The organism is Microcoleus sp. A2-C3, from assembly GCF_036706065.1.
Classification (GTDB): domain Bacteria; phylum Cyanobacteriota; class Cyanobacteriia; order Cyanobacteriales; family Microcoleaceae; genus Microcoleus.
Map to the genome: position 1 here is coordinate 84311 of NZ_JAUBVX010000022.1, position 12790 is coordinate 97100.

A 12790-nucleotide genomic window follows, 5' to 3' on the forward strand; every position below is an offset into this window, starting at 1 on the left:
TCAGGAACAAGATAAGCGCCATGAAATAGTTCAGAAGTCCCTAGGCATAATTATTTGGACGCTAGGTTTTGTCCTCATGTTTACTTTGCTCATTAGACAAGATTGTAAAAATACCTAGGACGGGCTCTCCGGCCCATCCCACAAAAATTATTTTTTGTTGTGGGATAGGTGTTCTGCCTGCCCAAAAACTTGATTAAAAGGATTTTTGCAATCTTGTCTATTTAGACAAAATCAGCATCAATCACATCTTCCTCGCTGTTTCCCGACTGTGGACTTGCGGGATTAGGATTGCTCGCACTCGCACCAGCTTTAGCGTAAACGGCGCTACCAATTTGCATCAGGGCTTGTTTGAGATCCGTTGTGAGCGATCGCATTTGATCGTAGTTTTCTTGACCAATTGCCGATCGCAAATCTCCAATCAATGATACCGCCCGCTCCTTATCCGCATCAGAAACTTGACCGTCCAAATCTTCCAGTTGTTTTTCTGATTGATAAACTAGCGAATCTGCATTGTTCTTGGTATCAATCTGCTCGCGCCGTTTTCGATCTTCCTCAGCATGAGTTTCCCCATCGCGCACCATGCGTTCCACATCAGCTTGATTCAGAGTAGAAGCACCAGAAATTGTAATCGACTGTACTTTACCAGTGGCGCGATCTTTCGCAGTTACTGATAGTAAACCATTGGCATCGAGGTCGAAAGTCACATCAATTTGTGGCACGCCGCGCGGGGCCGGAGGAATACCATCAAACCGGAACGTTCCCAAACTTTTGTTATCGTTGACTAATTCTCGTTCTCCCTGCAAAACATGAATCTCGACATTTGTTTGGCCATCCGCAGCCGTCGAAAAAGTCTCCGATTTCTTGACAGGAATTGTGGTATTGCGGGGAATAATTTTTGTCATTACCCCGCCCATAGTTTCTACGCCCAAAGAAAGCGGTGTGACATCGAGCAGCAGAACATCTTTTACTTCTCCAGCCAGCACCCCGGCTTGAATTGCTGCCCCAATAGCCACCACTTCATCGGGGTTAACGCCCTGATTTGGATCTTTATTTGTGATCCGTCGGACAAGTTGCTGCACGGCTGGAATTCGCGTAGAACCGCCGACTAGCACAACTTCATCGAGATTTTCACTGCTGAGATTGGCATCCTTCAAGGCCTGCTCAACTGGGATACGGCAGCGATCGAGCAAATCTGAACACAGTTTATCAAAATCTGCCCTAGTTAAGGTGATATCCAGGTGCTTGGGCCCATCATTGGTTGCCGTAATGAACGGCAGATTAATCGTCGTTTGAGTCGCATTAGAGAGTTCGATTTTGGCTTTTTCTGCCGCTTCGGTTAATCGTTGGAGGGCTTGCTTATCATTGCGTAAATCAATGCCTTCGTTACGCTGAAATTCGTCAGCAATGCGATCGACAATCTTTTTATCGAAGTCATCGCCCCCTAAGTGAGTATCCCCACTGGTAGATTTGACTTCAAACACACCTTCTCCCACTTCTAGAATCGAAACATCGAAGGTACCGCCTCCTAAATCGAACACTAGAATTGTTTCATTACCCTTTTTATTCAAACCATAGGCAAGCGCTGCTGCCGTCGGTTCATTAATAATGCGGAGTACCTCTAACCCAGCAATTTTGCCTGCATCTTTGGTTGCTTGACGTTGCGAATCATTGAAGTAAGCAGGCACTGTAATTACTGCTTGCGTCACCCGTTCTCCCAAGTATTTGCTAGCATCATCCGTAAGTTTTTGCAAGACTTGAGCAGCAATTTCTTCAGGCGCGAACTGTTTTTTTAGCGCCGGACAATCGAGCTTAACATTTCCATTATTATCGCGGATGACTTTGTAAGAAACTTCGCTCGCTTCGTGAGTGATTTCATCGTATTTGCGTCCGATAAATCGTTTCACGGAGTAGAACGTATTCTCTGTATTCATTACCGCCTGTCTGCGGGCAATTTGACCAACCAGGCGATCGCCCGTTTTGGTATACGCAACTACAGAAGGCGTGATGCGTTGTCCTTCGGCATTGGCAATCACGATCGGTTTTCCACCTTCGATAACTGCAATACAAGAGTTAGTCGTACCTAAATCAATTCCAACAACTTTTGCCATGATTTTAAATTCCTAAATTAGATTTTGATGTGAGCTATTCTGCATTTGGATATAATGCTATTACTCAAAACTTATGCAACATTAGTTGTAGGGTGTATCGTTCAGAGAAAATCCCTAGATTCGAGCGACAATCTCACAGCGACGCACCTCATACCATTTTTACAAAATTTTGCTACAAAAGAAGTATTCGGTTTGTTTACACGGGCCCCGTAAGCCTGAAAGAATTGAACTGAAAATCAAGTAGATTTTTCTGGATATTGGGTCATTTTCACTAGGTAAAATACGGAAATAAAACCTAGCAAGCCAGGGGCACTAAGCCATACCCAGAAACCAGCTAACAGTTTGTGCAATACCAATACAGAGAAAAGATTACTACCATTAGGTAAATTAAACCAAAATGCTGATAGTGTTCCGCCAAAGCCTATAGCGATCGCAGTTAAGGAAGTAATTGCTGAGAACTTATATTGCTGTCGAACAAAAAATATGCAAGATAACCAATAAACGGGATTAGCTAACCAACCCAAGGCTGGAATTTGCAGGAACAGCAATCCTAATATTCCCCAACCAGTAACTTCAAGCCCATTCATTTCATAAAAACTCCCATAATCTTTTAGGTGCTCTATTGATATTTCTCTAGGAACTATCTCAAAAAGTAGACAAGGCAAGGTAAGTGCTATTCCGTATAGAAAGAGTGACAATCCCAAAGCAATAACTCTATACTTCATGAGCTATGCTTGTCTCCAATTGATGTTTTATTTCTTTGTTGGATCGTCACTAACCTGAACGATTAACTTGCCAAAGTTTTCTCCTTGCAGTAAACCAATAAAGGCGTGGGGTGCATTTCCCAACCCTTTTACAACGTCTTCTCTGTACTTCAGTTTGCCTGCCTGCAACCACTGAGACATATCATTGATAAACTCTTCGTGACGCTGCTGGTAATCGCCAACCAGAAACCCTTTAATCAACGCACGTTTAACGAGTAGCGGCATCAGATTAGGGCCAGGAGGTGGAGTTTCGGCATTGTACTGCGAGATTAAACCTACTAAAGGAATTCTGGCTCCCAGATTAATTTGTTGCAAAACTGCTTCAAGAATTGGGCCCGCCGTATGATCGACGTAGATATCAATTCCATGTGGGCAAGCAGCTTTTAATGCTGAATTCAGGTCTTGAGTTTTGCGGTTAATGCAGGCATCAAATCCTAATTCATTGACAACATAATCGCATTTTTCATCGCTGCCAACGATGCCTACTGCTCGACAACCCTTGATTTTGGCAATTTGACCGACAACTGCACCAACGGCACCAGAAGCAGCAGAAACCACGATTGTTTCGCCGGCTTTGGGTTTGCCAATATCTAGCAGTGCAAAATAGGCTGTCATTCCAGGCATTCCGGTAATGCCTAATGCGTAAGAGATTGGTACTTGACTGGGGTCGAGTTTTCTCAAAGTTTCGGCTTTGGCGATCGCATAATCTTGCCAACCGCCATATCCCAGCACGAAGTCTCCGGCTGAAAATTCGGGATGGTTTGATTTCACCACTTGGCTGACAGTGCTACCCACCATGACTTCGCCTAACCTTGCCGGACTTGCATAGGACTCGCGATCGCTCATTCGTCCTCGCATATACGGATCGAGAGACAAGTAAATGGTGCTGCTGAGTATTTCTCCCTCTCGCGGTTCTGGAATTGCTGTTTCAACTAAAGCAAAATTACTTTCTTTGGGTTCTCCCGTCGGGTAACTTTTGAGCAGAATTTGTTGGTTCATTGATTTAGACATAAATGACTCCTTTATTGATAGATTGCTTTATCGATCGCACATCGGAAGAATTCGCCTTCAGACTCAAAGCGATCGCTCCCCAAAAACCAGCCTACCCGAAGACGAGTCGGGATTGTGTAGCCGTCAAAGGTACTGCTTTGCTCGACAATTCCCCCAAAATCTACGTAGTGAAACGCTTCACCTTCGGGATTGCCCCAGCGATCGATTTTGGCTTGCTCCAACATTCCCCGATCGCTAACTGTCAGGGTGAGTTTTGCAGGTTCGCCGAGGGCTTTGAAGTTTGCCTGTACCTGTGAAGCGTTCAACTCTGTCCAAGAGATGTCGGGATTGCAGAGAATGGAAGGCAGCAACATCGACTCTACTTGAACTCGGCCCACACTAGAGCGGGTGATATCAGCACCAGATGCCTGCACCACTGGAAACAGCCCCAGGATTTTCCACTGCGACTCGCCAACACCATCCACGATGCGATCGCCTCCCCAAATCGGCAACCCCTTCGCCCAAGTCGTCGCCCGCCAGATCATCCCCCGATGACCGTAGATAACTTCTTCTCCCTTGAAGGGATGCCATTTTTGATCGAGTTTGATTTCGCCGTGCATCCACAATCGAACGGCGGATGCGAGGGGTGTGCCGGGGGCGATCGCATTCTCCAAATAGCGACGGGCTAGATTGGGAAGATTGATTAATGATTCAGGATTGAAGGGGCGATCGCTCTTCGGTGCTGATTCCCACAAATCATCAATCGAAATCGGTTGAGTTTGAGTTTGAGTTTTAATCATAGTGTTCTCCAATTTGGGCGATCGGTATCGATCGCATTTCTAAGTGTTTTAGTGCCAGCCCTCTCTGGATCTGCCCAAGGCGAAAGCATCATTAGCACTAGACCGATGGACATCAATCTCCCCTGATATTAGGTTGTAGTCAGCGAGGATTCGTTCCCACGAATACCCGAAAATCAGTCGTCGATCGCACTATGAATGACTTTGATAAATGTGATTGAGAATAGATGTTCAATCTGGTTCATGTTCATGCAACGATTACTCGATCGAGCGATCGCCTCAGCGATCTGGGAGTTTCAGGGCCATAGCCGAAACGCAGAACCAGATCTGGCCTGCGATCGCCCATACCAAGATAAGTCGCGAACTGTGGACGCAATGCCGAAACCTCGATCGGCTGATTCAACAGTGCATTTTTGAGACCTAGCGCCGTAGCTTGTAGGGCAAAACGTTCAATACCTGATTAACGAATTGATTACATACCCCAAAAGCTAGCTGCGACCATTCTACTCTCTTGAATCAAAGAGTGTTAGCCACTCTTGCACAAAAGATGGTGGAACTGATAGATGAATAGTTTCACCGTCGATCGCTGACAAAATCAACATTAGGGGAATTTCCACCTGCAACTGCGATAACAAGGGCTGAATGTCATACTGCCCCACATTAGGTTCTGGAGCAGATAAATCGGTAAAGATATAGCTGGAGGTATCATCAGCAGTCAATATTTTACCTAGTGAATTTGTGAACGATAAAGGTTTACTGCGATCTATTGCTACCACACCTGGAAAACCAACTAACCGCAAGTCAAAGCTGGCTTTGCCATTAGGAGTAACACGTTTAAATGCGATTACCTGCCAGTTATTTCCATGCTGATCTTGGAGGGTTTGCCTAGATTGGTAAACCATTTGTCCTGGTGCTTCTTGGAGTTGTGTAATTGCTGCGGCTGCATGGAGATTAGTAAATGTTCCTAACCCCAAAAATACAATCGAAACCAAGGTTACCAGCAATAAAAACTGGGGAAATATCTTTCTAACAAAATATCCGAGCATAAAAATTCCTCATCAGTTTGCCGCATAGAACGATCGCGCCTGTGCGAGCAACTGGTCTTCAGTCATGTGTTGTTCGTTGACGACGACGGTACCGATCACTCGCCCAGCCAGATCCGGGTGATGTTTTTTCAATTCGGCCAGCAAATAGTCCATCGCGCTGCTGGCTCCGGTCGAGCTACCAAAAATCAGAATCTTTTCTGCACCGCTCAGTGTCTTTGCTACCGCTTCGTAGAAGGGTTTGAGTTCCGGCTTGCGCTGACCGCTGGAATTCTCTTCCACGTAGCGCAGGTTGCGATGTGAGCCGTCTGGATCGTAAGGCCTGATCACCTGCGGCACTGAGCCGTGCATTTCGGTCTTATATATGCGAGCTTCGCGGTGATCTATAACGACTAGCAGGTGCCCAACCTCGACGACTGGCACCTCTACGGGTACAGCCGATCGCTCCAGGAAGTGCCGAATCTGCATCAATTCCTCGATGTCGGATAAATCTTTGTGCTTCGGGGGGTGCACCGTCAGCGTCTCGCCATTCCGCGTAAATCTCAGATTGCCGTTGTGCTCCTCTTCCACGTCGGCGATCGCGCTGAGCATTGAGCGCACATCGTGCCATTGAAGGTTTCGGGCGATCGGGTGTGCAAAGACGGCGTTATAAGTGGTTTCATGAACCTTGGACATCTGCATAGTTTCCATCAATTCCTCCTTTTGCCAAGCTTGGCCAGTTGCGATCGAGTTGCCTCAATCGCCTTAATTAAACTCTTCGGCTTCGCATCTAATTTCGCTTTGACAGCAAGCCATTGGCGAATCAAAACCCAACCATTGATTTAAGGAATGAACCCTGTTTTAGAAGGTTTGTCCCTTGGTTGCACTCAAATTCTGTACAAAAAATCATGCAATTGCGATCGATTTAAACAGCAATTAATTCATCATGATTTGCATTTTGCACAATTTGCTGTGCTCGATTGAATTCCAGATCCGTACCTGAAGCAATCACCATAAACTTCCCTGCTTTGACTTCTGTCTCGTACTTCAGGGCTTGCTCCTTGGGAATTCCCAATCCGACGAGAGCACCTGCAAGTCCCCCAACAACGGCAGCACCAGCACCCCCAATAATCATCCCTTCGAGCCAACCTGCCAGCACTCCCACAATTGGCCCAGCGACAATCACCTGACCCATTCCAGGAATAAATAGTAATCCGGCACCGGTGAGGATGCCAAACAGTCCGCCCATAAAACTGCCCCAGTAGGCTCCTTCGCCCGCTCCGGCCTTTGTGGTATCTTTCCAACTTAGAAATCCGCGTACATGATCTGTAGTTTGATAGTCTTTAGCAATGATTGAAATCTTCTGCATATCGAAGCCTGCTTTTTGCAGTACCAATACCGCTTTTTCTGCTTCAACATGGGTCGGGAAAACATGAACTATTTCGTGCTTGTCTGACATCATGATTTTGTATCCTTGAATAGTATTAGACTATGACTAAATGCTTGCCAAATTAAATCCCCAAAATTTCTATTCACAGGCATAAACAATCCGCTCGAATCCTTGAGTTGCAAATATGGTCAGCCATTTAAGTAATGTCTTGCCAAAAATGTTAATTCAAGCCTAAAACATTTGTATCACTTACTTATAACTTAGTCTCAATTTCATCACATCAGCCTTAAGAAATAGACTTAAAAAACACTCCAATTTCTCCTTTTTTTAAGGAATTACAGGGAATAACCGAGACCAAGCGTCAAACAATATACTGGTATTATATTTGATGTTTAATTGACAGGGATTTCAACATTTCGGTCAACGATCAATACCTGATTGCGAATTCAGGATCTCGCAGTTCATTGAAAGCATTCTCTGCCTCTGGATGGCTAGAGAAGATTTTCAGAGATTGTTTACTGCTTATGCAATTACGGTAACAGGCTGTTGGGTGATTTCATGTATTAATTGTATTAATTGATTGATTACGTGATAAAACTTACAGATAATAAGATTTACAGCAGATTCCAGGTAAGCAGAGATAGAGGACACGGCAGTGCCGTTTCCCTACAGACAAGGTTTCGGGTGGCTGGGTGTAGAAAGATGGCTCTGTAAATGGTTTGATGAGTCTTGGATATCTGGACATCCATTAATTTCTCCTGCTGATTATTGACAACCTCATCTACAACTTTGATTGACTACCACTTGAGTTACTGAATGAATTGATCGATCGCAATAATCGTCACTTCTCAGATTTCCCAGCGAGAGATCACGGCGGGAATTGCAGTTCCTAACTCAACGTTCACAATCTCCGCTTCAGATAGATTTGACCGGGGCTTAATGATGGCACGGAGTGAGTTGCCATGCGCTGCAATCAACACATTCTCTCCGGCAATGAAGTGCGGTAAAATGCGATCGCGAAAAAATGGTACAGTACGCTTCACCGTATCCGCCAAACTTTCGCCGCCCGGTGGAGCCACAGCATAGGATCGCCGCCAGAGTTGCACCTGCAATGAGCCAAATTTGGTGGCGGTTTCAGCTTTGTTCAACCCTTGCAGTTCGCCATAGTAACGTTCATCTAGCATAGCTGTGGGATAAACTGGCAGCGACCGTTGGCGATCGCCCTTGTATTGATCCCAACCATGCCAGTTTCGATCGTCTGCCCCATGCTTGATAATCGGAATTCTGCCGTCGCAAATATCATCTACTTCTGTCAAGATTACGATCGCAGTTTCGAGCGATCGAAACAACATACTGGTAAAACAAACTCTGACTCGATAATCCTTCAGCTTGCAGGATGCGATCGTTGCTTCTGCTCGTCCCTGTTCGCCCAAAGGAACATCAACCCATCCCGTAAATTTATTCTCCGCATTCCAAAGGCTCTGTCCGTGACGGATCAAAATTAATTTAGCCATTGTGTTTTACCTCAATACGCTTGGGTTAACGCTGTTTATTGCCCGGAGATCCCCCTAAATCCCCCTTAAGAAGGGGGACTTTGATCGGAATCTTGTCCCCCCCTTTTTTAAGGGGGGCTAGGGGGGATCTGGCTTAACTAAACCGTATTGTGTTTTACCTTGACAGATCGGAAGTCCATACAGAGATGATTTGACTAGAGTTCCAGCGTGTCAAAAATGTCACGTAAAATCTGAGCGGAATGAATAAGCTGTTGTTGCTCCGTGTCGTTGAGGGTAAGATTGAGCGTCTTAACGACACCTTTTTCATTCACAACAGAGGGCAGGCTGAGACAAACATCGCGAAGGCCGTAGAAGTCATTCACCAGTGAACTAACCGTCAGGATGCGTTCTTGTCCGTGCAGAATAGCTTTAACAATTTCAGTCGTCGCTAGTCCAATGGCGTAGGAAGTAGATCCTTTGCGTTTGAGGATTTCGTAGCCAGCGTTTTTAACGCGATCGAAAATCTCCTGGAGTGCGGCGTTGTCAAGTGCTGGGTTATCTTCTCGGTCATAAAGAGACATTCCGGCAACATTTACCTTGCTCCAGACGGGCACTTCACTGTCGCCATGTTCGCCAATGATGTAAGCATGAACGCTGCGCGGATCGATGCCCATTTTCTGTGCTAGCAGGGTACGAAAACGGGCAGAGTCGAGTACCGTTCCAGAGCCAATTACCCTGGCCGCCGGAAAACCGGAGAGCTTTAGCGTCACGTAAGTCATAATGTCCACCGGATTGCTGACAATCAGCAGGGTGGCATTGGGGCAGTGTTTGACGACATCTGGGATGAGGTTCTTAAAAATGGCAACATTGCGGACAACCAAATCCAGGCGGGTCTCTCCCGGCTTCTGACTGGCTCCTGCGGTAATAATTACCATGTCTGCATTCTGTCCGACATCGGCAACGTTGCCCGCTTTAATATCGACAGGTTCGACAAAAGGAACGCCGTGCATCAGATCCATGACTTCTCCCTGAAGCCGCTCTGCATTGAGATCTTGCAGAATCAATTCATCAAAGCAGTTTTGGATCATCATGGAATAAGCACAGGCCATTCCTACCTGTCCGGCACCAATAATCACACCTTTGCGCGGACGGATGCTGACTTTAGTTTCAGCACTGGGATTGGGTATAAAAAGGGTTTCAAACATATTTATTTGGTTGCTGCAAAGGTTTTTAATCGATCGTCCACTAGACAAGATTGCAAAAGTCCTTTTAATCAAATCTTGGAACGGGCAAGATGCCCGTTCCACAAGTTGAGTTATCGATCGCGATATTAATCGTCACTTCTCAGATTTCCGAGCGAGATATCACCGCTGTACGATAGCAGCATTGGCTATCAAATGATGATCCACAGGCTGCACTCCTGCATTTGCAGTCAGGGCGATCCTGCCATCCACCATATAAATCGTTCGCTTCGTCTGCGCCGCTACACTCGTATCATGGGTGACAACCACGATCGTCGTACCCTGTTGATTCAATTCCGTCAGCAGATCCATAATCTCCTGAGAAGTTTTAGAATCCAATGCGCCCGTCGGCTCATCTGCCAACACCAATGCTGGATGATTTACTAATGCACGGGCGATCGCTCTTCGGTGCTGATTCCCACAAATCGTCTAGAGAAATTTCTTGGATTTTAGTCATGTTTTAAAAGGTTTCAAGGGCAAGATACAGCACTTTGCGCTGAAGGTTTGGTGAAAAATACGATGTATGTTACTGGTTAAAAGCTTTTGGTTATATCATCCAGAATAGCGATCGCATCATATATATATATGTATCCGTAGGCGGATATTCTGATTGCCCATCAACTCAACAATCTAATCACAAGAAGCAGAAGCGCAACTATCAGCAAGCCACCATATGGAACACAACAACAAAACAACGTTTGAGTTGAGAGGCGGCAAGTAAGTAACCTAGAACACATCGCCAGATCTTTCAACCGTCCGCTGCATTTGAATTGTTAGACATCTTGCGATGCTGTTTCGTTCACCAATGGTATTTGTAAGACTAACCAATCTTTCACATTAGCAATATAACTATTCCACTCTTGAGTAGAGCTAACTATATCGATTATTTTTGATAGCCCAGTATCTCTATTCCAATCAAGTATGCTTATAATATCGTCTACATATTTATGGCTATCATCAACGAATACAATTTGTTTTGCTACTTCAATTATTTCATTACGCTCGTCATTATCGGTTCTTTCCAAACCAATAAGGATGCTGTGAATGTATTGTTCAGGTTTAGTATTTTCTGGAAGATTTAAGCATTTTACCTTCTCAAGACTAGACTCCAGAAGAGATTTGACATGTTCATCATTCCCAGTTAAAACAGCTTTTAATCGTTTTTTATGATCCTCTTCAGTTCTATAGACATCTCCATCCAACACAAAAATACTATTTTTGCAACTCTCACCACGTAGACGTAACCCAGCTAGAACTGTAAAACAATTGATAGCTGCGCCGAATCTTTGTACAGAGACATGCCTAGAAATACCTAATTGACCTGCTACTTTCTTGATGATTGCTTTGGCAAGATCATCCTCAACAAAAACTTCAATTAATTTCGGCTGAGTTCCTGTTAAGCGATTTATGGCATCTGGTTTTGTTTCATTGAAGCAAAGCGTTTTTTCTGATGTACCAAAAATATGTCTTACATTAATTAAATCTGACAACTCAAGAATTGATTCTCTATGTGTCGTAAATACTACTTGAAGATTGTGGCTTTGCGCTCTTTCAGACACCACCTTAATCAGATGCTTCATTGCTGAGTCATGTAATAGAAGATCCAGCTCATCTATTAGAAAAAGGCTGTACTTCGAGGCTTTAAATATTTTTTCTAGTAGCAAAAATATTTTTTGTTCGCCAGCACTCATACTCAGCGCGGAGTATCTTATTCCATCGGCTTCAACACCAATGAACTTTCTCCCTTTGCCAGGGTCATGAATGTTATAGGCTGTATATTGCCTATTAAGACAATGTGATGCCTTCTCTAGTATTGTAGTTATAATATCTTCGCTTACATTGCTGGTTGAGTAGTTAATTTTTACATTTCGTTTTTCTGCCTCAATGAGTGGAACACAACTATCTACGCCAAAGTAATGTACATTTCTTGTTGGTCGCCTTTTGTATATTGGCTTCCATCGATCACTACTCTTCCCGTAAGCCTGCTCTACATTTTCGTGTAGTTGAGATGATTGTCGGTAAGTATGAACTATTTTTAGCTCACTACCTTCCCATAACGCATCAGAGCTTGGTAGAAAAAAATTGCTAAATTTATAATCTTCTTGTCTTTCATTGGGTGGCTGAAAACAGCAGGCTAGAGCATGAAGAATAGTCGATTTTCCATAACCATTCGGCCCAAGAATACCAGTTAGATTTTTACTTTCAAATGAAATACAAAGATCTTTGACATTCTTGAGCTTTGTTATCTCTAGTTTATGCAAGCGTTGTTGAGAAATCGTCATAAGTTTTTTCTATGATTTTCTAGCCTAACTTATGAAAGATGTCAAGCCTTTTCATTTTAGGCTATCCATAGTGGTTCAGTGATCGCATCTCACCGTTAACCTTTTCTTCCACGCCCCCACAGATGACTTAGAGGTCTAACGTTTAAGTTGAACCGCAGCGGCTTCGCCACGCGGTTAACTCTACTCGTTCTTTCGCCGCTCAGAATCTAGATTTTATCATGCAACCGTAGCATTTGATCGGGAGCGTCTTTAAGCGCCCACAACAGATCGTACCATTCCACAGGTGGTATATCTGTCGCAGAATCCCAGAATCGTTCTTTTCATCTGCTCGTGTCCTGGCATCTTAAACACCCAACGGTAAAACCAAGATGGCGTATCCATTGTTACGAGTAGTTGGGCGGTGCTATTTGCCAGCAATTTGTCCCACATAGGAGAATCTTGGCGATACTTAAACGCAAAATTTGGAAGCAAGGTGCGATTGAAAAATCCCTTCATTAAAGCTGGCATCGTACCCCCACCAATTAGGGCCGCTAGTGTGGCAATTGCTAAAATAACTTGTCGTCGAGTCGGCATTTCCAATACCTCACTAACGAATTGATGAAATTGCCAAAATGCTGGGTCGGCCGTCAATACCTCTCGGTTAAGGAACTTTGGTTAACAATCCTTAACGAGTTTACAAGCATTTCAGGAGATTAAATCCTAC

At 44.5% G+C, this 12790-nt stretch carries 13 protein-coding genes; all 13 read right to left on the reverse strand.

What is annotated here, in order from left to right; genetic code table 11:
* Window positions 1-221: 221 nt before the first annotated feature.
* The 13 genes from dnaK to QUB66_RS14335 all read right to left on the reverse strand — a co-directional run bounded on the left by dnaK (window position 222) and on the right by QUB66_RS14335 (window position 12660).
* Window positions 222-2108, reverse strand: a complete 1887-nt coding sequence (gene dnaK, locus QUB66_RS14275) for a molecular chaperone DnaK (protein ID WP_332967805.1) — start codon at window positions 2106-2108, stop codon at window positions 222-224.
* Window positions 2109-2344: 236 nt separating this feature from the next.
* Window positions 2345-2833, reverse strand: coding sequence for a hypothetical protein (locus QUB66_RS14280; protein ID WP_332967806.1), 489 nt, complete (start codon window positions 2831-2833; stop codon window positions 2345-2347).
* A gap of 27 nt (window positions 2834-2860) precedes the next feature.
* Entirely contained in the window at window positions 2861-3883 is a 1023-nt protein-coding gene (locus tag QUB66_RS14285) for an NADP-dependent oxidoreductase (protein WP_332967808.1), read from the reverse strand.
* 11 nt (window positions 3884-3894) lie between these two features.
* Window positions 3895-4662 carry a DUF6920 family protein gene (locus tag QUB66_RS14290; protein WP_332967810.1) on the reverse strand — a complete coding sequence of 256 codons (768 nt, stop codon included), beginning with the start codon at window positions 4660-4662 and terminating at the stop codon, window positions 3895-3897.
* A 244-nt stretch (window positions 4663-4906) separates the two neighbouring features.
* Window positions 4907-5062 carry a hypothetical protein gene (locus tag QUB66_RS14295; RefSeq protein WP_265239905.1) on the reverse strand — a complete coding sequence of 52 codons (156 nt, stop codon included), beginning with the start codon at window positions 5060-5062 and terminating at the stop codon, window positions 4907-4909.
* Window positions 5063-5162: 100 nt separating this feature from the next.
* Complete coding sequence (locus QUB66_RS14300; protein ID WP_332967811.1) at window positions 5163-5705, reverse strand: DUF3122 domain-containing protein; 543 nt, start codon at window positions 5703-5705, stop codon at window positions 5163-5165.
* Window positions 5706-5717: 12 nt separating this feature from the next.
* Window positions 5718-6392 (reverse strand): hypothetical protein, encoded by a 675-nt coding sequence (locus QUB66_RS14305; protein WP_332967812.1) that lies wholly within the window; start codon window positions 6390-6392, stop codon window positions 5718-5720.
* Between the two features lie 214 nt (window positions 6393-6606).
* Window positions 6607-7143 carry a general stress protein gene (locus QUB66_RS14310; protein ID WP_265239909.1) on the reverse strand — a complete coding sequence of 179 codons (537 nt, stop codon included), beginning with the start codon at window positions 7141-7143 and terminating at the stop codon, window positions 6607-6609.
* 776 nt (window positions 7144-7919) lie between these two features.
* Complete coding sequence (locus tag QUB66_RS14315) at window positions 7920-8585, reverse strand: histidine phosphatase family protein (protein WP_332967814.1); 666 nt, start codon at window positions 8583-8585, stop codon at window positions 7920-7922.
* A 194-nt stretch (window positions 8586-8779) separates the two neighbouring features.
* Window positions 8780-9769, reverse strand: coding sequence for an L-lactate dehydrogenase (locus QUB66_RS14320; protein WP_332967815.1), 990 nt, complete (start codon window positions 9767-9769; stop codon window positions 8780-8782).
* Window positions 9770-9928: 159 nt separating this feature from the next.
* The gene (locus QUB66_RS14325) at window positions 9929-10144 is read right to left on the reverse strand and encodes a hypothetical protein (RefSeq protein WP_332967816.1); all 216 of its coding nucleotides are present in this window, start codon (window positions 10142-10144) and stop codon (window positions 9929-9931) included.
* Between the two features lie 434 nt (window positions 10145-10578).
* Window positions 10579-12087 carry an ATP-dependent nuclease gene (locus QUB66_RS14330; protein WP_332967817.1) on the reverse strand — a complete coding sequence of 503 codons (1509 nt, stop codon included), beginning with the start codon at window positions 12085-12087 and terminating at the stop codon, window positions 10579-10581.
* A gap of 249 nt (window positions 12088-12336) precedes the next feature.
* Window positions 12337-12660 (reverse strand): NAD(P)H-dependent oxidoreductase, encoded by a 324-nt coding sequence (locus QUB66_RS14335; RefSeq protein WP_332967818.1) that lies wholly within the window; start codon window positions 12658-12660, stop codon window positions 12337-12339.
* Window positions 12661-12790 lie beyond the last annotated feature (130 nt).

Bases quoted from the DNA above. Each gene is read 5' to 3' on its own strand.
- QUB66_RS14285 (WP_332967808.1), bottom strand. From the start codon at position 3,883: ATGTCTAAATCAATGAACCAACAAATTCTGCTCAAAAGTTACCCGACG.
- QUB66_RS14320 (WP_332967815.1), bottom strand. From the start codon at position 9,769: ATGTTTGAAACCCTTTTTATACCCAATCCCAGTGCTGAAACTAAAGTC.
- dnaK (WP_332967805.1), bottom strand. From the start codon at position 2,108: ATGGCAAAAGTTGTTGGAATTGATTTAGGTACGACTAACTCTTGTATT.
- QUB66_RS14315 (WP_332967814.1), bottom strand. From the start codon at position 8,585: ATGGCTAAATTAATTTTGATCCGTCACGGACAGAGCCTTTGGAATGCG.
- QUB66_RS14335 (WP_332967818.1), bottom strand. From the start codon at position 12,660: ATGCCGACTCGACGACAAGTTATTTTAGCAATTGCCACACTAGCGGCC.
- QUB66_RS14300 (WP_332967811.1), bottom strand. From the start codon at position 5,705: ATGCTCGGATATTTTGTTAGAAAGATATTTCCCCAGTTTTTATTGCTG.
- QUB66_RS14290 (WP_332967810.1), bottom strand. From the start codon at position 4,662: ATGATTAAAACTCAAACTCAAACTCAACCGATTTCGATTGATGATTTG.
- QUB66_RS14330 (WP_332967817.1), bottom strand. From the start codon at position 12,087: ATGACGATTTCTCAACAACGCTTGCATAAACTAGAGATAACAAAGCTC.
- QUB66_RS14280 (WP_332967806.1), bottom strand. From the start codon at position 2,833: ATGAAGTATAGAGTTATTGCTTTGGGATTGTCACTCTTTCTATACGGA.
- QUB66_RS14310 (WP_265239909.1), bottom strand. From the start codon at position 7,143: ATGATGTCAGACAAGCACGAAATAGTTCATGTTTTCCCGACCCATGTT.
- QUB66_RS14305 (WP_332967812.1), bottom strand. From the start codon at position 6,392: ATGGAAACTATGCAGATGTCCAAGGTTCATGAAACCACTTATAACGCC.